The following is a 21,120-nucleotide window of genomic DNA, read 5'->3' as shown; positions in this document are numbered from 1 at the left end:
CTTCACCCGACCGCCGCGAGTGCCAGCAAGCCGGGCGTTATCCATTGCGCCGGGGCTGAACGCTCACAGGGCACGCCTTGCACCTGCAATGCGGCGGCATAACCCGGCACCAAGGGGCTGTCGCCGATCACCATCACCTGCTGCCCGAGCCAATAGGCCCGCATCGCCGCCAGCTCGGCGCCGATCAGCGCGCCAAGCGCGCAGTCCGCCCGGCCTGTAACCTCTGCCGTGCGCATCCATTGTGCCAGCCGCTCGGGACGGCTCAGGCCCTCCGCGACCGCCTCGGGGTCCGGCGCGGCCCCGGACACGTCCAACGCTGTCGCCAAGCGCGGCGTCAGGCTGCTTTGCGAGCTGACAATCTCATCCGCAGAGACGTGCAGCCAGTGCACCACATCGCCCTGAAACGCGCAGATCACCCCGTCCCAGTTGGGTCGTTCGGCCCGCAGGCCGATCACCCAGAGCCGCACCCAGGCGCTGATCACATCCGGCGGGGTCTCCTGCTCCAACACGGACAGGTCGCCTGCGGTTTGGGGGATAATCCGGGCGGGCAGGCGCGTGGCTGTCCCCTCTCCGATCCGGCGCAGGGGCGCACCCTCTGCCCCTAAGGCGCGCAGCACCTCGGCCTCCGAAGCTGCGCGGGCGGGTCCGTCAACGGCCCCGTCACGAACGAGATAGCCCAGAAAGGCGCCCGCCTCCCGGCCCAGCGCGACCCAGTCGGTCATCCTTGCTGCGAGAGCTGGCCCAGAAGCCCGGCCATGTCATAGCCTGCCCCGGACGTGGCCTTGAGAATATCCGCGTCCGGCATCCGCCCGTGTTGCACGATCGTCCACATCATCGTGCAGCGCGTCCCGGTCCGGCAATAGGCCAGGACAGGTGCGGGCAACTCCTGCATGGCAGCGTCGAAAGCCTGCACCTCATCACGCCCGACCATGCCCGAGATGATCGGCACCCAGCGCAGTTCGAGCCCGGCTTTTTCAGCCGCCTCCGAGATCGCGGCGACATCAGGCTGACCCCATTCCTCGCCATCGGGGCGGTTGCACATGATGGATTTGAAACCGGCCTCGGCAATCGCGGCGACATCCTCGGGCATGATCTGGGGCGAGACGGCAAAATCAGGGGAAAGCGGGCGCAGGTCCATGGGTGCATCCTTGGGGTTGTGACAGGTGCATATGAGCGAATAAGGCGGACAATTTCAATGTCCCTATCGTTGACTTTCCGCACCATAGCACCAAACGTGGCGACGCAAGACAAAGGAGCAAGGCATATGAGCGGCGCGTGGGAATTCTGGATCGACCGGGGCGGTACTTTCACCGATATCGTGGGGCTGACGCCGGGCGGTGAGGTCCTGACTCAAAAGTTGTTATCGGAGAACCCGGAACGCTATGCCGATGCCGCCGTTCAGGGCATTCGCGATCTGATGGGAGAGGATGGCGATTTTGCCGACGGGGTCATTCGCGCGGTCAAGATGGGCACCACCGTGGCCACCAACGCCCTGCTGGAGCGCAAGGGCGAGCGCGTCTTGCTGATGATCACCCAAGGGTTTCGCGATCTGCTGGAGATCGGTTATCAGACCCGCCCGCGCCTGTTTGATCTGGAGATCAGGCGGCCCGACCTGCTCTACGAGGACGTGGCCGAGATGATCGAGCGTCTGGATGCCGAAGGCGAGGTGCTTGTCCCCCTTGATCAGGGGGCCGCGCGGGAGCGGTTGCAGGCAGCCTACGACACCGGCATCCGGGCGGTGGCCATCGCGGGCCTGCATGCTTACCTCAACCCGGTGCATGAGAGCCAAGTGGCGGCCCTCGCCCGTGAGATCGGGTTTACCCAGGTCTCGACCTCCGCCGAGGTCTCGCGCCTCGCCAAGCTGGTGGGAAGGGGCGACACCACGGTGGTCGATGCCTATCTCTCGCCCATCCTGCGGCGCTATGTGGATCAGGTGGCCGGTGCCTTGGACCTTGGCCGCGCCTGCGAGGCGCTCTTGTTCATGCAATCCTCCGGCGGTCTGACCGATGCGCAGCTTTTCCAGGGCAAGGATGCGATCCTTTCCGGCCCGGCGGGCGGGATCGTCGGTATGGTCAAGACCGGCGAGGCGGCAGGGCATGACCGGTTGATCGGGTTTGACATGGGCGGCACCAGCACGGATGTGAGCCATTACGCGGGCGATTACGAACGCAGCTTCGAGACTGAGGTCGCGGGCGTGCGGATGCGCGCACCGATGATGGATATTCATACCGTGGCCGCGGGCGGCGGGTCGATCTGCAAATTCGAGGATGGCCGCTTTCAGGTCGGCCCCGAAAGTGCCGGCGCCGATCCGGGTCCGGCCTGCTATCGCCGGGGCGGACCGCTGACGGTGACCGATTGCAACGTGATGCTGGGCAAGCTGAACCCCGCGCATTTCCCGCATGTCTTTGGCCCCGACGGGAATGAGCCGCTTGATGCCGAGGTGGTCCGTGCGAAATTCTCGGCCCTTGCCGAGACGGTCACGCAAGAGACCGGCGAGGCGCGCCGCAGCCCCGAGGAAATGGCCGAAGGTTTCCTGCGGATTGCCGTGGACAACATGGCCAATGCGATCAAGAAAATCTCGGTTCAGCGCGGGCATGACGTGACCCGCTATACGCTGCAATGCTTTGGCGGGGCGGGCGGGCAACATGCCTGTCTGATCGCCGATACGCTGGGCATGACGCGGGTGCTCATTCACCCGCATGCCGGGGTTCTCAGCGCCTATGGCATGGGCCTCGCGGAGGTGCGGGCGCTGCGCGAGGTGCAGCATGACGCGCCTTTGCAGGACGTGGCGGGTGCTCAAGCCGCCCTGGAGAAGATCACTGCCGAGGCGCGGGCAGAGGTGGAAAGTCAGGGCATCGCCGATATCACCCCCCTGCCGCGCGCGCATCTGCGCTATGACGGGTCGCATCAGGCGCTGGAGGTGCCGTTCGGCACCCAGGAAGAGATGCTTCGCGCCTTTGAGGCGGCGCATCAGCAACGCTTTGGCTTTCACAGCCCCGAGCGCGCGGTGTGGTTCGAGATGCTCAGCGTGGAAGCGGTGGGACAGACCGGGCAGGCCCCGGCCGCCGCGCTGCCGGGTGGGGACGGAACCCCCAAGGCGCATATCCCCATGCATGTCGAGGACGGCTGGCGCGATGTGCCGCTTTATGAACGTGATGCGCTCGATCCGGCGCAACAGGTCACCGGCCCGGCGGTGATCACCGAGGCCACCGGCACCAACGTGATCGAGCCGGGCTGGGCCGCGCGGATCGACGCGATGGGCAATCTGCTGCTGGAGCGGCTGGAGGCCAAGGCGCGCGCGCAGGCGGCGGGCACCAAAGCTGACCCGGTGCTTCTGGAAGTGTTCAACAATCTCTTCATGTCGGTGGCCGACCAGATGGGGGCGACGCTGGCCAACACCTCCTGGTCGGTGAACATCAAGGAGCGGCTCGATTTTTCCTGCGCCATATTCGACGATCAGGGCGATCTGGTGGCGAATGCCCCGCATGTGCCGGTGCATCTGGGGTCGATGTCCGACAGCGTCAAAACCATCATGCGGCTTAACCCGGATGTGCAGCCCGGCGACGCCTATATGCTCAACTCGCCCTATAACGGCGGCACGCACCTGCCCGATGTGACGGTGATCACGCCGGTCTTTGTGGGCGATACCCCCGCCTTCTGGCTGGGCTCGCGCGGGCACCATGCCGATATTGGCGGGCGCACCCCGGGCAGCGCCCCGCCTGACAGCACACATATCGACGAGGAAGGCGTGCTGATCGACAACGTCAAGCTGGTGGATCAGGGCGTTCTGCTGGAACGGATGGCCGAAGAGGTGCTTGGGTCCTGTCGCTACCCGTGCCGCAACATCGCGCAGAACATGGCCGATCTGAAGGCGCAGGTCGCCGCGAACGAGACCGGGCGGCAGGAGCTTCTGAAGGTGGTGGAGGCCTACGGTATCGACGTGGTGCGCGCCTATATGGGCCATGTGCAGGACAATGCCGAAGAGAGTGTGCGCCGCGTCATCGACCGGCTGCGCGACGGGCAGTTCAGCTATCCGATGGATATCGGCAGCACGATCGAGGTGAAGGTGAGCGTGGATCATGCTGACCGCTCGGCCACGATTGATTTCACGGGCACCTCGCCGCAGAACAAGGGCAATTACAATGCACCGCGCTCGATCTGCGACGCGGTGGTGCTTTATGTGTTCCGGACCATGGTGGGGGCGGATATCCCGCTCAACCAGGGGTGCCTGAAGCCGCTCAAGATCGTTGTGCCGGAAGGCTCGATGCTGCGCCCGGTCTATCCGGCGGCGGTTATTGCCGGGAATACGGAGGTGAGTCAGGCCACCTGCAACGCCCTTTATGGCGCGTTGGGAGTGATTGCCGGATCGCAGGCCACGATGAACAATTTTGTCTGGGGCAATGACGATTTCCAGAATTACGAGACGATCGCGGGCGGCACGGGCGCGGGGCCCGGCTTTGATGGGTGTGACGCCATTCAGAGCCACATGACCAACACCCGCATGACCGACCCCGAGATCCTGGAAAAACGCTTTCCGGTGCGGCTGGAGGAGTTTGGGATTCGTGCGGGCTCAGGCGGCGCGGGGCGCTGGCGCGGCGGGCATGGGGTACACCGGCGGATGCGGTTCCTGGCCCCGGTCACCGTCACGACGCTGTGCTCTCACCGGATCATCCCGCCCTTCGGCGTGCAGGGGGGCGCGCCGGGGGCGACAGGGGTCAACTGGGCCGAGCTGCCCGACGGCACCCGCCGCGACATGGCAGGCAATGACGAGATCGACCTGCCCATAGGCGCCGTGTTTGGCATGTTCACACCCGGAGGCGGCGGCTGGGGAGCGGCCTGATCTTTCGCAAGGTGCAAAATCCGGCGATTGTGATAGGCTTGAGCTTCAGACCGCTTGAAAATGGGAGAGTGCCATGGGTGACAAGATCGACTGGGAGGCGCAATTCAAGGCGCAGATGGACGAATGGAAAGCGAATTTCGATGAGATGACCGCCAAGGCCCGAGAGATGCAGGCCGAAGGCCAGGAGAAGTTCGCCGAACAGATCGAGACCATGCGCAAGCAGCGCGACGAGATGGAAAAGAAATTCGAAGAAGCCCGCAAGGCGCAGATGGCACAATGGGCCGAGATGAAGGACCGCGCGGACAAGGCATGGGATGAAATGGCCCAGAAAATGCAGGACTTCTGGAAAGGGTTCGGCTGAGGGCGTTCCGACCCCTCGAACCAAATGCGCAGAGCGTCGGCATCAGGCCAGCGTCTCGAGATTATAGCCCTTGAACTCCTTCACGGTGGACAGGCTGAGCAGGGTTTTCATCTGCGCCACGGAAGGAATATCAGAGAGCCGGTTGCGATAGAGCGCTTCGTAATCGCTCGTGTTGCGCGCGGCGACGCGGATCAGATAGTCAAACTCGCCTGAAATCAGGTGGCATTCAAGCACATCGTCCATCTGTGCGATCGCCGCTTCGAACGCCTCGATGTCATGGCGGCGCTGCGACATCAGTTTGACCTCGATGAACACCTGCACCTCCAGCCCCAGGGCGCGCCGGTTGAGCCGGGCAGCATAGTGCGAGATCAAGCCATCGTTTTCGAGGATCTTTACCCGCCGGTGGCAGGCCGACAGCGACAGGCCCACCATCTCGGAAAGTCGCGACATCGACGTTTGGCCATCCCGCTGGAGGATAGAAAGAATTTTTTGATCAATTCGATCCATTGTAAATTTTCCTGTTAATGTCGGCTATAACCCAAGTATTTCCGAAAAATTTCCGAACATCAACAAAGTTAAGAATCTTTTGCTTCGCAACCTGAGGTATGATTGCAGGGCGCTGAAACGCGCTGAACCCAAAGGGAGGATAAACATGTCCGGAAAATTCGTCGTCGGGTATGACGGCAGCGATGGCGCGCGCCGTGCGCTCGATTTCGCGATCGAGCGGGCCGCCGCGCAGGGCGGGTCAATCATGATTGCCCATGTGCTCGAATGGTCGCCTTACTCGTTTCTCACGCCGACCGAGCTGGAGGAACGGCACAAGCGCCGCAAGGAAGAGTTGGAGCGAGCCGAAACCGCGCTGATGAAGCCAGTTGTAGCGGCTGTCTCGGGCAAGGGCGTCGAGATCGAAACCGCGATCAGATACGGCAAGATCGCCGATGTGCTCTGCGACATCACCGAAGAATGCGGCGGATCTCAGATCTTTGTCGGGCGCGACGGCGAATCGTCTCTGAGCGCGAGGGTCTTCGGCACGGTTGCCAGTGCCCTTGTGCAATGCGCGCCGGTGCCTTGCACCGTTGTTCCTTAACATAACGAAAAACAGAACAGGGATAGTCATCATATGTTCCGCAAACTCACACATGCGGCGGCCTCCGCAGGCGTACTGAGCCTGCTTGCAGCTCCCGCTCTGGCGCAATCGGTCGACGAGAAGGTCAACCAGTTGTTCGCCAGTTCGACAGGCTGGTTCGTCAGCTTCATCTTCAGCCCCTTTCCCGGGACGTCTTTCCCGTGGATCGTGGCCTGGCTGGTGATCGCGGCGACGGTCTTCACTCTCTACTTCGCCTTCATCCAGTTCCGGGCGTTCCCGCACTCGATCTCGCTGGTCAAGGGCGATTATTCGGATCCCAATGACGCCGGGGAAGTCAGCCACTTCCAGGCGCTGGCCACGGCCCTTTCCGGAACGGTGGGCCTGGGCAACATCGCCGGTGTGGCGGTGGCCGTTGGCATTGGCGGACCGGGCGCGACCTTCTGGATGATCCTGGCGGGTCTGATGGGCATGGCCTCCAAGTTCACCGAATGTACGCTGGGCGTGAAGTATCGCAATGAATACGAGGACGGCACGGTTTCGGGTGGTCCGATGTATTACCTGACCAAGGGCTTTGCCGAGCGCGGCCTGCCGGGCGGGCGGATCCTGGCGATCCTGTTTTCGATCTTCTGTATCCTCGGCGCGTTGGGCGGGGGCAACATGTTCCAGGCCAACCAGGCGCATCAGCAGATTTCGGGAATTGTCGGCGAGTATCCGGGCTGGATCACCGGCATCATCTTTGCGGCTGTCGTTTTTGCCGTGATCGTGGGGGGGCTCAAGTCCATCGCCAAGGTGACGGAGAAGGTCGTGCCCTTTATGGGCATCATGTATGTGGCCGCGGCCCTGATCATCATTCTGATGAATGTCGACAAGATCAGCTGGGCCTTCGGCCAGATCTTTGAGGGCGCCTTTACCGGTCTCGGTGTGGCCGGGGGCATGGTCGGCGCGCTGATCCAGGGCTTCAAGCGGGCGGCCTTCTCGAACGAGGCGGGCGTGGGTTCTGCCGCCATCGCCCACTCGGCGGTACGCACGAAAGAGCCGATCACCGAAGGCTTTGTGTCGCTTCTGGAGCCGTTCATCGACACGGTGGTGATCTGTACGATGACCGCGCTGGTGATCATCATTACCCAGCAGCTTCTGATCGACGAGCAAACCGGTCTCTACATGCTCAACGAAGCCGGGAGCGCGATTGCGACGGTGGATGGCAATTCGGGCGTCAGCCTGACCTCGGCGGCCTTTGGCAGCGCGATCAGCTGGTTCCCCTATGTGCTGGCTCTGGCGGTGATCCTGTTTGCCTTCTCCACGATGATCAGCTGGTCCTATTACGGGTTGAAGGCGTGGACCTACCTTTTCGGCGAGGGCAAGACCAAGGAGCTCGTGTTCAAGGTGATCTTCTGCATCTTCGTGGTGATCGGCGCGGCGGCCAACCTGGGCCCGGTGATCGACTTCTCGGATGCGGCGATCTTTGCGATGGCGGTGGTCAACATCATCGGGCTCTACTTCCTGATGCCGATCGTCAAGCGCGAGCTGGACAGCTATCTTTCGCGGCTGAAATCAGGGGAAATCAAGAAGTTCCACTGATGCCTTTGTAAAAACGCGAAAGGGCCGGTGTCTCACCGGCCCTTTTTTCATTGCAGCCGCTCATCCGCCCTGACAGGCGGCTTCGCGAAGCGGGCGCGTCAGGGCCCGAAGAGCGTCACGCAGCGGCGAAACCTGCGTCCAGCGAGGCGATGATCTGATCCACCTCAGCCTCGGAGATCACCAGCGGCGGCGACATCAGGATGTTATGCGCGCCAAGCCGGACCATCGTACCCGCCTCATAGGTCGCCTGGTGGATGCGCTTCATCGTGTCATTGTCCATCGGCGTCTTGGCGGCGCGGTCCGAGACCAGCTCGATCCCGGTCATCAGCCCATGCCCGCCGCGCACATCACCGATGATGTCGTATTTCTCGGCCAGTTTGCACACGCCCTCATAAAGCTGCGTTCCACGCGCCGCGGCGTTGGTCTTGGTATCCAGGCGCAGTGTCTCGCTCAGGCAGGCCACCACACCCGCCGCGCCCACGGGATGTGCAGAATACGTGTAGCCGGTCCAGATGGCGCCATCGGCGGCAGGGGCGTTCTCGAACACATCGGCCACCTTGTCGCCCACCAGCACGCCGCCCACCGGGAAATACCCCGAAGTGATGCCCTTGGCGATGGTCATCATGTCGGGCTTCACCCCCCAATGCCGCGCGCCGGTCCAGTCGCCGGTACGGCCAAAGCCACAGATCACCTCGTCCGAGATCATCAGGATACCATGCCGGTCGCAAACCTCGCGCATCAGTTTCATGAAGCTCGGATCAGGCACGATCACGCCGCCCGCGCCCTGGATCGGCTCCATGATAAAGGCGGCGATGGTGGACGGATCCTGGAAGGCGATCTCATCCTCGAACGCTGCCGCGATATTCTGCGCCAGCTTGGCCGGGTCCGTCTCATGGAACGGGTTGCGATAGGTGTAGGGGCTGGGCAAGTGGTAGCAGCCGGGCAACAGCGGCTCATAAGTAATGCGGAACCGGTTGTTGCCATTCACCGACGCACCGCCCCAATGGGTACCGTGATAGCCCTTCTTGAGGCTGATGAACTTGGTGCGTGTCGGCTCGCCGCGAAGGCGGTGATATTGCCGGGCCATGCGCAGGGCGGTATCGACCGCGTCCGAGCCGCCGGAAGTAAAGAAGACCCGGGTCATCCCGTCTTCGGCAAAGAAGTCCTGCACCGCATAAGACGCCTCGATGGCGGGCGGGTTCGTCGTTCCGGCGAAGGAGGAATAATAGGGCAGCTGAAACAGTTGATCCGAGATGGCCTGTTTCACCACATCGTTGGAATAGCCCAGGTTCACGCACCAAAGCCCGCCCACGGCGTCGATCACCCGATGTCCGTCGATATCTGTGATGCCGACGCCTTCGGCGCTTTTGATGATCTTGGGGGCGTTTACCTGGGCTTCACCGGGGTGCCCCATCGGGTGCCACAGGTGGCGGGCATTCATTTCACGCAGAAAATTGTCGTCTTTCATGGGACAGGTCTCCGGAATGTCGGGAATTTGATCAAATCAATGCCACTCAGCGCCCGGGCTGTCCAGAGGAAACACACGCAGGATCCGCCGTAGGGTGCGTGATTTCACGCACCTCCCTGAAGGGAGCGATACGTTATCAGACCTTGAAGCCCGGCGTCCCGGCCTCTTCGGGGTGGGCGGCAAGATGCTTGCGCTTGATCGTCTCCGAGGTGTCGCGGCTGCCGTCATGGCTCCAGCCCGGCGGCTGGATGCAATAATTCAGCCGGTCGCGCCAGCTCAGCCCCGGCTGCGTGACATCGCGCCAGATCCCGACCCATTCGTGAAATGCCACCCGGATGGGATTGAACGTGCCGAGATTGCGCACAAGGCCATATTCCACCTTCTCGCGCTCAAGCTCGGGCACGAAGGTGCCGAACATCTTGTCCCAGATGATGAAAACGCCCGCGTAATTGGCATCGAGGTAGCGCGCATTGCGGCCGTGATGCACCCGGTGGTGCGAGGGCGTGTTCATCACTGCCTCGAACCAGCGCGGCATACGGCCAATGGCTTCGGTATGGATCCAGAACTGATAGATCAGGTTCAGCCCGCCGCAGAACAGCACCATGGCCGGGTGAAACCCCAGAAGGATCAGCGGCGCGCGGATGATCATCATGAAGGTGAACGTACCGGTCCAGGTCTGCCGAAGCGCCGTGGTCAGGTTGTAATGCTGTGAGGAATGGTGGTTCACATGAGAGGCCCAGACCCAGCGGATGCGGTGCCCGAAGCGATGCACCCAGTAATACCGCAGGTCATCGAGCACGAAACAGAGCAGGATCACCCAAACCGACGTGCCCAGATCAAGCGGCGTGATTCGCCACAGCAGCATGAAGAAGCCGTAGGCAATGAAGCCAAGCAGGATCGTGGAGGCCACATTGCCCGCCCCCATGATGAGAGAGGTCACGGCATCGCGCGTCTCGTATCGCCCGCCTTTGCCCTTGATGATGATCCAGGTCAGCTCGATCAGGATCGCCGCGATGAAGAAGGGCACGGCAAGCTGCGTGACATCCGGATAAGTCAGCATATCGGTCATGCGCTGGTCTCCATCAGGCCGGGCCACTGGTTCAGTTCTTCAGCATCGAGCTGCAGCAGGATATGCGGCGCGGTATAGTCAGGCAGATCAATCCGCAGCCCGGTCCCGGTGCGGGTGATCCCGGCCCCTTTCAGATAGCGCGCCGTGGTGTCCGCGCCCATCGGCCAGACAATACCGTGGCCCTGCGGGGTGTCGATCAGGGCGGCGTGATTGTCATGGCTGAGCAGAATGCGGGTCGGCCAATCCTCAGGGAATTCCCGGAGCCAGGCGGCCCGGGCCTCTGCCACACTGCCCAGAACGGCCGGGCGCGACAGGCCCAGCAGATGCAACAGAAGGGCGATCCCGGCAATGCCGAAGATCACCATGGGCAAAAGGATACTCAGGGGCATGGCGGCGTCCTCATGCGCGGCAGTTTGACAAATTGGAGAAGCAGGGCGCAAGCGGGCCGTTACGTCATCTGGCCGGTCCGTAAAGGACAAACGGCCTGTGGAACGGGCGGCGCGGCCAGGTCAGACTGCGATTGTATGGCGGAAAGACGGGGCGTTCAGCTTGTCCAGCGAGATCAAGCCAGGAGGCGCCTGTATAACATCGACAATCCGGTTCACCATTGTCGAACAGGTGATAAATCGCGTCGGAACATTGTCATTACGCAAGTGCAGATCGGGCTCGCCAACAATACGCCAGGTGTTGCTGTCCGTTTCGCCGTTCCGGTGAATCCGGCCCTCCATCCTGAACTCGAAACTTGGGCCTTCGCTGGTGGTGACTGTCGTTGTATCGACGGTGCCGATCAGGCTGCCGACGGCGACCCGGGTCTTGAGCGCCCGACAATCGACGGCAACATCGGCGACGAGTGGCGTCACACTCGAACTGATCCGGTCAACAGACAGGCCCAAACGAGCAATCATCGCTTCAAGTGTCTGGCGCGCCACGAATTCAGGCCAACCGTTTTCAGCTACATGCCGTTCGAAATCCGCGCGTGGCATGCCGATGCACAGATGCCGTGCCACCTCGGGACCGTAGTCATCGACATTCCAGACGCTGTGGCCCTCGACACGTTCGATGCGATGTGCTGCGCCCAGCAGGGTGGTGATCTGATTCAGCCAGAACACGTCCTGCGCGCCAGACGCGGCGAGCGTGACGCCATTGGCCCTGGCGAGCGCGTCGAGTTACTGTGCCCTCGCCGGCGCGCTTGTCCAGGGGAAGACTGTTTCTTCCTCGATGGTGACAACATTAATTCCGTTCTCAAGGCAGGCTGCGAAATGCGGGAACATCGTCTCAAGATAGCTGCCGACACAGACGATCGCGATATCCGCGCCACGGCCAAGAACCGCCGCGGCATCGGCTTCGACCGGAATGCCAAGCCGTCGTCCAAGGCCCGCCACCTCACCCAGATCCCGACCGACCTTCGTTGTGCTGCGTCCGATGGCGCCGGCGATCTCGACACCGCGCTCCACAAGAAGACGGGTGACGATCGACCCCATCTCCCCGACCCCGTAAACGATGGCGCGCACGGGCCGCGGCCCTCTGGAGGTAAGTGTCATTCGCCTGTGACTTGGCGTTCGTAATCGGCGCCGTCATACCAGCCCAGTGACTTGGTGACCTTGAGATTCTCGTCCAGGTCCCATTCTTCCCACCCGGAGAACTTCACATGATTGCCCGTCTCCGTGTGGTGGCCTTCGAAGGTCCAGGCATAGACCATGTGGCGATCTGCGACCAAAACGGTATCGAGGGTCAGGACCAGATCGGGAAAGTCGGCCATGAAGCCAGCGGCCATGTCCGCGATTTCGGCCTGGCTGGTCATCGGTTCGCCATGGTTCATGCTCATGGTCGCATCCTTTGCGTACCGGTCGGCAACCGCTTGCGGGTTGCGGCTGCTCCAGGCGTCGCAATGCGCTTGTGCAATCTGGCGGCTGGTCTGCGGATCAGGTGTCATGGGGCCTCCGGACAATGCGGCTGATACGGTTTACCCAACGTAATACAGCAAAGTGGGCTCGATCAAGCGAGAGGACTGAGACTGGCGGTTTGTCCAGGCGGGCCACTGCGGATCAACGCCCCCATCCTCGCCAAATACGCGTCGTCGGTCGGGATGGCCGGTCCTGCGCAGAATCCGAGCGCTGGTCAAATCCGATTGGGCAAGTCAGGCCGCCGCGCGCGGGTCAGGAGAGGGGCCGGTTCACCCTGCCCCGGCACGCTCCAGCGCCTGATCCAGATCGGCGATCAGATCGCCTGCATCCTCGATCCCGATGCTGAGCCGCAGGAGGCAGGGATGCACCGGAAAGCCGTCGCCCGAGACGGTCTTGCGATGCTCGATCAGGCTCTCCACACCACCCAGGGAGGTGGCCGGATAGAACACCTCGCAGGCGCGGACCACGTCGATCGCCGTTTGCTCGTTGCCTTTCACAAGGATCGACAACATCCCGCCATAGGCCCCGCCGGTCTGACGTTTGGCGATCTCGTGGTCGGGATGCGACGGCAGGCCGGGATACATCACCTTTTCAACCCCCGGATGCCCCTCCAGATGCCGCGCCACGGCAAGCGCGTTCTCGGTGCAGCGTTCATAGCGCAGCATCAGCGTGCGCATGCCCCGGATCAGCATATACGCATCCCAGGTATTGAGGACGGTGCCCTGACTGTTGCGCACCTTGAGAAGCTCGTCCCAATGCGCGCCTGTTTCCCTGACCGAAAGCACGCCGCCGGTGATATCCGAATGCCCGTTGAGATATTTCGTCGCCGAATGAAAGGAGATATCCGCGCCCAGATTGAGCGCCCGCACGAACGGGGGTGGCGTCGCGGTGCAATCCGTCACCAGCCTGGCGCCTACGGCATGGGCGATCTCGGCGGCGGCCGGAATGTCTGTCACGTCCCAATTCGGGTTGTTGGGTGTCTCGGCCCAGACCAGCGCGGTCTCGCCATGGCGCATAAGCGCGCGCATGTCAGACAGATCGCCAGCGCTGTAATAGCTCACGTCCAGGCGGCCCTTGGCCTCATAGGTCTGAAACTGGCCAAGTACCCCATAATACATGACATCGGGCACCACGACATGCGCCCCGGCCGGAAGATGTTCGATCACGGCTAGCGCGGCGGACATACCCGTCGAAAACAGCATCGTCTCGGCCGCGCCTTCCATGTCGCAGATGATACGCTCGGCCAGTTCGGTCGTCGGGTTGCCGTCGCGGCGATAGATCAGCCCTGTGCGCAGGTTGTGATCCGCGTCGCGCGCATAGGTCGCCGACGGATGAATGGCCGGGATGATCGCGCCGCTCGCCTCGTCCACAAAGCGCAGAGCCTGGGCCAGTCTGGTCGCTGGAGACAGAGCGCGGTTCGTGGGGCGTGTCATGGGGGTCTGATCCTCTGAATTGCCCGCCGAACCTAGCGACACCGCCTGCAAACACAAGACGTGTTCGCATCCAAATGCCGCTCCATGAGTCAAAAGCGACCTTGGGTCGTTTCCGGGAGAGTCGGCGTGATCCGGGCGGGGTACGTTCGGGGTCTGATGTTTCCGGATGACCCATGCACGAACGCCGTATCCCAGAATGGCTGCGCCACGCTCCGACCCCGAGCGTCCGGGGCTTCGCGAGCCTGTCGGGAACCGAGGCGATTGCCCGCGGCATCCTCGTCTCGGTCTTTCCGATCGAGATGTACCGCACCCTTGGCGATGCTGTGGCGGTTTCCCGCACCTATTTCCTGATCGGGCTTTTGTCGCTCGCCGCCGGGCTGATGGTGCCGTTCGCGGCGCGTTTCATCGCACGCAGGCACATCTACATCACCGGTACGCTGCTCTTCGCGGGCGGGGCGATTACAGCCGCCACGCAAAGCACGCTGATCGTCCCGGCGCTGACCGCCATCACCGTGGCGACGGTAATGCTGTTTGTGTGTTTCAACGCCTATGTGCTGGACTATATCGCGCGCAGCGAGCTAGGACGCTGCGAAACGTCGCGCATGTTCTACGGGGCGCTTGGCTGGACGGTTGGCCCGGTGCTGGGGGTGTTCCTGCTGGGCATCTGGCGGCCGCTGCCATTCCTGATCTCGGCAGCCGCGGCTACGGCCATGCTGGGCGTGTTCCTGTGGATGCGCCTGGGCAACGGCAAGCTGATCACCAGAAGCAGAACCCCCCCGGTCAACCCGCTGTCCTATCTTCCCCGGTTCTTTGCCCAGCCGCGTCTGGTTGCCGGCTGGATCTTTGCGGTCATCCGCAGTTGCGGGTGGTGGGTCTATGTTGTCTATCTGCCGATCTTCGCGGTCAAAAGCGGCCTGGGAGAGACCCTTGGCGGGATCGCCCTGTCCGTCTCCAACGGGATGCTGCTGGTCACGCCGCTGATGCTGCGCTGGATGCAGCGGCGATCGGTACGCTACGCGGTCAGGCTGGGTTTTGTGCTGGGCGGGCTGTCATTTTGTGCCGCCACGGTGTTTGCGGGCACCCCGTGGGTGGCGGTTTTGCTGCTTTTTGTCGGGTCGTTCTACCTGATCCTTCTCGACATCTCGGCGGGCCTGCCGTTCCTGCTGGCGGTCAAGCCGTCCGAACGCACCGAAATGTCCGCAATCTATTCCAGCTTTCGCGACGTGTCGGGCATCGCCACGCCGGGTCTTGCCTGGCTGGTGCTGCTGGTCGCGCCCCTGAGCGCGATCTTTGCTGCGGGCGGGGTAGCCTTGCTGCTTACCGGCTGGCTGGCGACGCGCCTGCATCCCCGTCTGGGTCAGGCCCGGCTGAAGGTCGGCCCTGCGACGGTCGCAAGGACACCCGAGCCTGAACCCGCGGAGTAGGCGTATCGCCGCGAGATTACCTCTTTCGTTTCAGGGAAATCCCCGTTAACAGGTCACTCATGATCAAAACGCACGCATATCCCTGCCCCCGACGCCGACGCCTCAGCGCCTGACGTCCCGCTTTTGATCCCTGGTGCCACGGCACCGCCCCCTCTCTCATTGACACCTGCCTGCCCTTGCGGCACTCACAAGGCTTCTGACCAGAAGGAAGAGCGACATGATCCCGTCTGTCTTGCCCACCTATGCGCGCGCGCCCCTGACATTTGTCAAGGGCGAAGGCTCCTGGCTGATCGAGGCCGATGGGCGACGTTTCCTCGACCTTGGCGCCGGTATCGCGGTGAACGCGCTCGGCCATGCGCACCCGGCGCTGGTGAAGGCGCTGACCGACCAGGCCCAGGCGCTGTGGCACACGTCAAACCTCTATCACATCCCGCAACAGCAGGCGCTCGCGGACAAACTGGTTGAGGCGACATTTGCCGATACGGTCTTCTTCACCAATTCCGGCACCGAAAGCTGTGAGCTGGCGGTGAAGATGACCCGCAAGCATTTTTTCGAGGCGGGTCAGCCGGAGCGGGTGGAGATCATCACGTTCGAGGGGTCTTTCCATGGCCGCTCCTCGGCGGGGATTTCCGCGGCTGGATCGGAAAAGATGACCAAGGGCTTTGGCCCGCTCCTGCCCGGTTTCGTGCATCTGCCGTGGAACGATCATGACGCACTCACCGCCGCCATCACCGACAAAACCGCCGCGATCCTGATCGAACCGGTGCAGGGCGAAGGCGGCATCCGCCCCCTGCCCGACCAGTGCCTGAAAGGCCTGCGCGATCTGTGTGACGAACATGGCCTGTTGCTGATCCTCGACGAGGTGCAATGCGGCATGGGCCGCACCGGCCGCCTCTTTGCGCATGAATGGGCCGGGATCGAGCCCGATATCATGATGGTGGCCAAGGGCATCGGCGGGGGCTTCCCGCTTGGCGCGGTGCTGGCCACCGAACACGCCGCCTCGGGCATGACGGCCGGCACCCACGGCTCCACCTATGGCGGCAACCCTCTGGGCTGTGCCGTGGGTTGTGCTGTGATGGATCACGTGGCCGACCCTGCGTTCCTTGCGCAGGTGAACCGCACGGCCGGGCTTCTGCGGCAAGGGTTGGAAGGACTTGTTGCCAGTCACCCCGAGGTCTTCGACAGCGTGCGCGGCACCGGACTGATGCTGGGCTTGAAATGCAAGGCTCCGAATACCGACGTGCTGACCGCGGCCTATGACGCCCTGCTTATCACCGTGCCTGCGGCCGACAACGTGCTGCGTCTGCTGCCGCCGCTCACGATCAGCGAGGAAGAGGTGGCCGAGGCGCTCAAACGCCTCGATACCGCCGCCCGACAGGTCAGCGCCGCATGATCTTTCATTGTTCCCCAAATACTCACAACCCGACGCCCGCCAGAAAGCAAACACCATGACGCATTTCCTCGACATACACAAAACCGACCCTGCCGACCTGCGGAGCATCATCGACACGGCCCGCGCGATGAAATCCGCACGCGACGGGCGCAGCCGGGGTGCAGCGGATGATGAGCAGCCGCTCAAAGGCCGCATGGTTGCGCTGATCTTCGAGAAACCGTCGACCCGTACGCGCGTCAGCTTTGACGTGGGCGTGCGCCAGATGGGCGGGGAGACGATGCTGCTTTCGGGCGCGGACATGCAGCTCGGCCATGGTGAGACGATCGCCGATACCGCCCGCGTGATGAGCCGCTATGTCGACCTGATCATGATCCGCACCTTTGACGAAAGCGTGCTTCTGGAAATGGCCGAATATGCCGATGTGCCGGTGATCAACGGCCTCACTGACCGCACCCACCCCTGTCAGATCATGGCCGATGTGATGACTTATGAGGAGCATCGCGGACCGATCAAGGGCAAGAAGGTTGTCTGGTCGGGGGACGGCAACAATGTGTGCGCCTCTTTCCTGCACGCCGCAGGGCAGTTCGGCTTCGATTTCACCTTTACCGGCCCAACGCAGCTTGATCCCGAGGATGAGTTCATGGGGCTGGCGCGCAAGGCCGGAAGCCGCGTGACCATCGAGCGTGATCCGGTCAAGGCGGTGGAAGGAGCTGACCTTGTCGTCACCGACACCTGGGTTTCCATGCATGACAGCCAGTCCACCAAGGAACGGCGTCACAACATGCTGCGCCCCTATCAGGTGAACGAAGAGCTGATGTCGCATGCCAAGCCGGACGCGCTGTTCATGCATTGCCTGCCCGCGCATCGCGAGGATGAGGCCACAAGTGCGGTGATGGACGGGCCGCATTCGGTGATCTTCGACGAGGCCGAGAACCGCCTGCATGCGCAAAAGGCGATCATGCGCTGGTGCCTCGGCGTCTGATCCCGAACGGCCTGCGCGCAAACGTCACGCCTGCCAATCTGCGCGCAACCCTCTGTAAACAAAAACGATTCCACCCCACCGCGAAGCTTTGGCGGTGGAATCGCGTTTTGTTGACTTAGGTCAAGGTTTCTAACGGATCAGAGTCCTAGCCTCGGAACAGCGAGGTAGGAGGACCCAGCAAAGATGATTCGCTCAATCATCTCTGAAGGCGCAACTCATGATCCCATTATGCGCGCGCGATCGTTCTGTGTGCGAAAGGCGCGGTCATGACCCAGGCGCCGCTTCTCTCAGCTTCCCTCGGGCGCCGCGGTTTTCTTTCCCGCAAGAGGCATGTGCAGCGCCCGCCTTGGACAACCGAAGCCCGTGTGCGCGAAAGCTGCACCTCCTGCGGCGATTGCATCCGCGCCTGCCCCGAAGCCATCCTCATTCCCGGTCCCGCAGGCACGCCCGGCCTGGATTTCACCCGCGGTGAATGCACGTTCTGCGCCGATTGCGCCAACGCCTGTGGCGAAGACGTCTTCTTTGACATCACCGAGATGCCCTGGACGCTGACCGCTGAAATCGGCAGCGCGTGCCTTTTGACCCAAGGGGTTTCCTGCCGCGCTTGCAGCGATTTCTGTGAGACCGAAGCGCTCCGCTTCGATCTGCGCGCCGGGCCTGTGGGCGCGATCAATGTCGATGCCGCGGCCTGCACCGGCTGTGGCGCCTGCGTCGCGGCCTGCCCTGTCGGCACCATCACCGTTTCCCCCGAAGAGCAACCTGCAAAGGAGCCCGTCGCATGAACATCTGCGGATGTCTGATCCACATCGCCCCCGGACAGGAGGCTGTCGCCCGCGCGGCGATGGAGACCACGCCGGGCGTTGAAATCCACGCCGAGAGCGAAGATGGCCGGTTTGTCATCGTCGTCGAGGACACGGAGGAGAAATTTGCCTCCGAGACCATTGTCGCCCTGCACAAGCTGCCGGGCATGCTCTCGATCACGCTGAGCTTCCATCATTTCGAGGAGCGCGCCGATGACCCGGTGCGCCCCATCCCCCAACACCCGCAAACAGCCAGAGGCCTGACCCATGACCGTATCTGAATCGCGCCGCACTTTCCTCAAGGCCACCGCCGCCGCCACCACCGCCGCCGCTGCTGGCATCCCCATGGCCACCCCCACCGCCGCCACGGCACAGGTTCAGGGCATCCGCTGGGACAAGGCTGCCTGCCGTTTCTGCGGAACAGGCTGCTCGGTTCTTGTGGGCACCAAGGACGGCCGCGTCGTGGCCACGCAGGGCGACCCGGATGCGCCGGTCAACCGCGGGCTCAACTGCATCAAGGGCTATTTCCTGTCCAAGATCATGTATGGCGAAGACCGCCTGACCAAGCCGCTCCTGCGCAAATCGAATGGCGTCTACGACAAGAACGGCGAGTTCGAGGAAGTCTCGTGGGACGAAGCCTTCGACGTGATGGCCGCCAAGTGGAAAGAGGCCATGGCCAAGAAAGGACCGACTTCGGTGGGTATGTTCGGCTCGGGCCAGTGGACCGTGTGGGAAGGCTATGCCGCCGCCAAGTTCATGAAGGCGGGGCTGCGGTCAAACAATATCGACCCCAACGCCCGGCATTGCATGGCCTCCGCAGTGGCCGCCTTTATCCGGACCTTCGGCATCGATGAGCCGATGGGCTGCTATGACGATCTTGAGCACGCGGACACCTTCGTGCTCTGGGGCTCCAACATGGCCGAAATGCACCCGATCCTGTGGTCGCGCCTGACCGACACGCGTCTGACCAAACCCGGTTGCGAGGTGCATGTGCTCTCGACCTTTACGCACCGGTCGTTTGAGCTGGCGGATAACGGCATGATCTTTGCCCCGCAAACCGACCTCGCGATCCTCAACTACATTGCCAATTACATCATCCAGAACGGTGCTGTGAACGAGGAGTTCGTCAAGAACCACGTCAACATCACCAAAACCGCCACCGATATCGGCTATGGCCTGCGCCCCAACAATCCGCTGGAGCAAGCAGCCGCCAACCCGGCCCATGATGGCAAGCATGGCAAGCTGACGCCGATCACGTTCGAGGAATATGCCGAAGCGGTCAGCGAATACACGCTCGAGAAGGTGTCGGAGCTGTCCGGCGTCCCGGCCGAGCAGCTGGAGCGGCTGGCCAAGCAATATGCCGATCCGAACCGCAAGGTGATGAGCCTCTGGACCATGGGCTTCAACCAGCACACACGCGGCTCTTGGGTCAACTCGCTGATGTACAACGTGCACCTGCTGACGGGCAAAATTGCCGAGCCGGGCAACTCGCCCTTCTCGCTGACCGGGCAGCCCTCGGCATGTGGCACCGCACGCGAGGTCGGCACCTTCGCCCACCGCCTGCCCGCCGACATGGTGGTGATGAACGAGGAGCACCGCAAGATTTGCGAGACCGCCTGGAACATCCCCGAAGGCACGATCCCAGGCAAGCCGGGCTTTCACGCCGTGCTGCAACACCGCAAGCTGAAAGATGGCGATCTGAATGCCTATTGGGTGCAATGCACCAACAACATGCAGGCCGCGCCCAACATGAACGAAGAGGGCCTGCCCGGCTATCGCAACCCCGACAACTTCATCACCGTGTCGGACCCCTATCCGACCGTCACCGCCATCTCGGCAGACCTGATCCTGCCCACCGCTATGTGGGTCGAGAAGGAAGGCGCCTATGGCAATGCCGAGCGGCGCACACAGTTCTGGCGCCAGCAGGTGAAAGCGCCGGGCGAAGCGCGCTCGGACGTGTGGCAGGTCATGGAGTTCTCCAAGCGCTTCACTGTCGAAGAAGCCTGGGGCGAGGAGTTGATCGCCAAGAAGCCGGAGCTTGCGGGCAAGACGCTCTATGAGGTGCTCTTTACCAATGGCGTGGTGGACAAGTACCCGTTGTCGGACACCGCCGAGGGCTTTGACAACGACGAATCCGAGCATTTTGGCTATTACGTGCAGAAGGGCCTGTTTGAGGAATATGCCGACTTTGGCCGGGGCCATGCGCATGACCTGGCGGAGTTTGACGTTTATCACAACGCGCGCGGGCTGCGCTGGCCAGTGGTGGACGGCAAGGAAACGCTCTATCGCTTCCGCGAAGGCTACGACCCGTATGTGCCCGAAGGCGCGGGCGTGAAGTTCTATGGCAAGAAGGATGGCAAGGCGAATATCATCTTTGCCCCCTACGAGCCTGCCGCCGAGGTGCCGGATGACGAATATGACCTGTGGTTCTGCACCGGGCGTGTGCTGGAGCATTGGCATTCGGGCTCGATGACGCGCCGTGTGCCAGAACTGCACCGCGCCTATCCGTCTGCCGTACTCTACATGCACCCCGAGGATGCGAAGGAGCGCGGGTTGCGCCGGGGCCAGGAGATCGCCGTGACCACGCGCCGTGGCGAGATCTTTACCCGGGTCGAGACGCGCGGACGCAACAAGGTGCCGAAGGGCCTCGTCTATATGCCGTGGTTCGACGAGGGGCAGCTGACCAACAAGCTGACGCTCGATGCCACCTGCCCGATCTCGAAGGAGACCGACTTCAAGAAATGCGCCTGCAAGGTGACGCGCGCCTGATCGGACCAAAGA

At 62.6% G+C, this 21,120-nt stretch carries 20 protein-coding genes; 10 read left to right on the top strand and 10 right to left on the bottom strand.

The features are described from left to right. Positions 1 to 2: 2 nt before the first annotated feature. Both EI983_RS01450 and EI983_RS01445 read right to left on the bottom strand, forming a co-directional pair. A complete protein-coding gene (locus EI983_RS01450) occupies positions 3 to 722 on the bottom strand; it encodes a 2-dehydro-3-deoxygalactonokinase (RefSeq protein ID WP_157705512.1) in 720 nt (239 codons plus the stop codon). Further along, positions 719 to 1,138, bottom strand: coding sequence for a protein tyrosine phosphatase family protein (locus EI983_RS01445; RefSeq protein WP_157705511.1), 420 nt, complete (start codon positions 1,136 to 1,138; stop codon positions 719 to 721). Before EI983_RS01445 ends, EI983_RS01450 begins: the two co-directional genes overlap by 4 nt. A 126-nt stretch (positions 1,139 to 1,264) precedes the next feature. Between EI983_RS01445 and EI983_RS01440 the strand changes: the two genes are divergently transcribed. After that, positions 1,265 to 4,840, top strand: coding sequence for a hydantoinase B/oxoprolinase family protein (locus EI983_RS01440; protein ID WP_157705510.1), 3,576 nt, complete (start codon positions 1,265 to 1,267; stop codon positions 4,838 to 4,840). Between the two features lie 73 nt (positions 4,841 to 4,913). After that, a complete protein-coding gene (locus tag EI983_RS01435; protein WP_157705509.1) occupies positions 4,914 to 5,201 on the top strand; it encodes a sll1863 family stress response protein in 288 nt (95 codons plus the stop codon). A gap of 42 nt (positions 5,202 to 5,243) precedes the next feature. On the opposite strand, the gene EI983_RS01430 is transcribed toward EI983_RS01435, so the two are convergent. Continuing rightward, positions 5,244 to 5,651: an Lrp/AsnC family transcriptional regulator gene (locus EI983_RS01430; protein WP_246162235.1), complete on the bottom strand. Its 408-nt coding sequence runs from the start codon at positions 5,649 to 5,651 to the stop codon at positions 5,244 to 5,246. A gap of 202 nt (positions 5,652 to 5,853) precedes the next feature. Here EI983_RS01430 and EI983_RS01425 point away from each other — a divergent pair, with 202 nt between their 5' ends. Next, the gene (locus EI983_RS01425; protein WP_157705507.1) at positions 5,854 to 6,288 is read left to right on the top strand and encodes a universal stress protein; all 435 of its coding nucleotides are present in this window, start codon (positions 5,854 to 5,856) and stop codon (positions 6,286 to 6,288) included. Positions 6,289 to 6,321: 33 nt separating this feature from the next. Further along, positions 6,322 to 7,866: an alanine/glycine:cation symporter family protein gene (locus tag EI983_RS01420; protein ID WP_157705506.1), complete on the top strand. Its 1,545-nt coding sequence runs from the start codon at positions 6,322 to 6,324 to the stop codon at positions 7,864 to 7,866. A 115-nt stretch (positions 7,867 to 7,981) separates the two neighbouring features. On the opposite strand, the gene EI983_RS01415 is transcribed toward EI983_RS01420, so the two are convergent. The 7 genes from EI983_RS01415 to EI983_RS01385 form a co-directional block, all read right to left on the bottom strand. After that, positions 7,982 to 9,334 carry an aminotransferase class III-fold pyridoxal phosphate-dependent enzyme gene (locus tag EI983_RS01415; protein WP_157705505.1) on the bottom strand — a complete coding sequence of 451 codons (1,353 nt, stop codon included), beginning with the start codon at positions 9,332 to 9,334 and terminating at the stop codon, positions 7,982 to 7,984. A 136-nt stretch (positions 9,335 to 9,470) separates the two neighbouring features. Continuing rightward, a complete protein-coding gene (locus tag EI983_RS01410; RefSeq protein WP_157705504.1) occupies positions 9,471 to 10,403 on the bottom strand; it encodes a sterol desaturase family protein in 933 nt (310 codons plus the stop codon). Next, positions 10,400 to 10,792, bottom strand: coding sequence for an MBL fold metallo-hydrolase (locus EI983_RS01405; RefSeq protein WP_157705503.1), 393 nt, complete (start codon positions 10,790 to 10,792; stop codon positions 10,400 to 10,402). Before EI983_RS01405 ends, EI983_RS01410 begins: the two co-directional genes overlap by 4 nt. 120 nt (positions 10,793 to 10,912) lie before the next feature. Continuing rightward, entirely contained in the window at positions 10,913 to 11,512 is a 600-nt protein-coding gene (locus EI983_RS01400) for a hypothetical protein (protein WP_157705502.1), read from the bottom strand. A gap of 57 nt (positions 11,513 to 11,569) precedes the next feature. Beyond that, positions 11,570 to 11,914, bottom strand: a complete 345-nt coding sequence (locus EI983_RS01395; RefSeq protein WP_198389357.1) for a hypothetical protein — start codon at positions 11,912 to 11,914, stop codon at positions 11,570 to 11,572. Between the two features lie 26 nt (positions 11,915 to 11,940). Then, on the bottom strand, positions 11,941 to 12,336 hold the full coding sequence (locus tag EI983_RS01390) for a DUF1348 family protein (RefSeq protein ID WP_157705500.1): 396 nt from the start codon (positions 12,334 to 12,336) through the stop codon (positions 11,941 to 11,943). A 240-nt stretch (positions 12,337 to 12,576) separates the two neighbouring features. Continuing rightward, entirely contained in the window at positions 12,577 to 13,740 is a 1,164-nt protein-coding gene (locus tag EI983_RS01385; RefSeq protein WP_157705499.1) for a trans-sulfuration enzyme family protein, read from the bottom strand. A 173-nt stretch (positions 13,741 to 13,913) separates the two neighbouring features. Between EI983_RS01385 and EI983_RS01380 the strand changes: the two genes are divergently transcribed. The 6 genes from EI983_RS01380 to napA all read left to right on the top strand — a co-directional run bounded on the left by EI983_RS01380 (position 13,914) and on the right by napA (position 21,108). Further along, positions 13,914 to 15,164, top strand: a complete 1,251-nt coding sequence (locus tag EI983_RS01380; protein ID WP_157705498.1) for an MFS transporter — start codon at positions 13,914 to 13,916, stop codon at positions 15,162 to 15,164. Positions 15,165 to 15,381: 217 nt separating this feature from the next. Then, the gene (locus EI983_RS01375) at positions 15,382 to 16,557 is read left to right on the top strand and encodes an aspartate aminotransferase family protein (protein WP_157705497.1); all 1,176 of its coding nucleotides are present in this window, start codon (positions 15,382 to 15,384) and stop codon (positions 16,555 to 16,557) included. A 55-nt stretch (positions 16,558 to 16,612) separates the two neighbouring features. Further along, positions 16,613 to 17,539, top strand: coding sequence for an ornithine carbamoyltransferase (gene argF, locus EI983_RS01370; RefSeq protein ID WP_157705496.1), 927 nt, complete (start codon positions 16,613 to 16,615; stop codon positions 17,537 to 17,539). A 332-nt stretch (positions 17,540 to 17,871) separates the two neighbouring features. Continuing rightward, entirely contained in the window at positions 17,872 to 18,321 is a 450-nt protein-coding gene (gene napF, locus EI983_RS01365; RefSeq protein WP_157705495.1) for a ferredoxin-type protein NapF, read from the top strand. Next, the gene (locus EI983_RS01360; RefSeq protein ID WP_157705494.1) at positions 18,318 to 18,620 is read left to right on the top strand and encodes a chaperone NapD; all 303 of its coding nucleotides are present in this window, start codon (positions 18,318 to 18,320) and stop codon (positions 18,618 to 18,620) included. Before napF ends, EI983_RS01360 begins: the two co-directional genes overlap by 4 nt. Beyond that, positions 18,607 to 21,108: a nitrate reductase catalytic subunit NapA gene (napA, locus tag EI983_RS01355; protein WP_157705493.1), complete on the top strand. Its 2,502-nt coding sequence runs from the start codon at positions 18,607 to 18,609 to the stop codon at positions 21,106 to 21,108. The genes EI983_RS01360 and napA overlap by 14 nt, the downstream gene beginning before the upstream one ends. Positions 21,109 to 21,120 lie beyond the last annotated feature (12 nt).

Origin of the sequence: Roseovarius faecimaris (genome assembly GCF_009762325.1) — a bacterium.
Classification (GTDB): domain Bacteria; phylum Pseudomonadota; class Alphaproteobacteria; order Rhodobacterales; family Rhodobacteraceae; genus Roseovarius; species Roseovarius faecimaris.
Note: the sequence above shows the minus strand (reverse complement) of the source record. Positions and strands in the feature narration are given on the sequence as shown.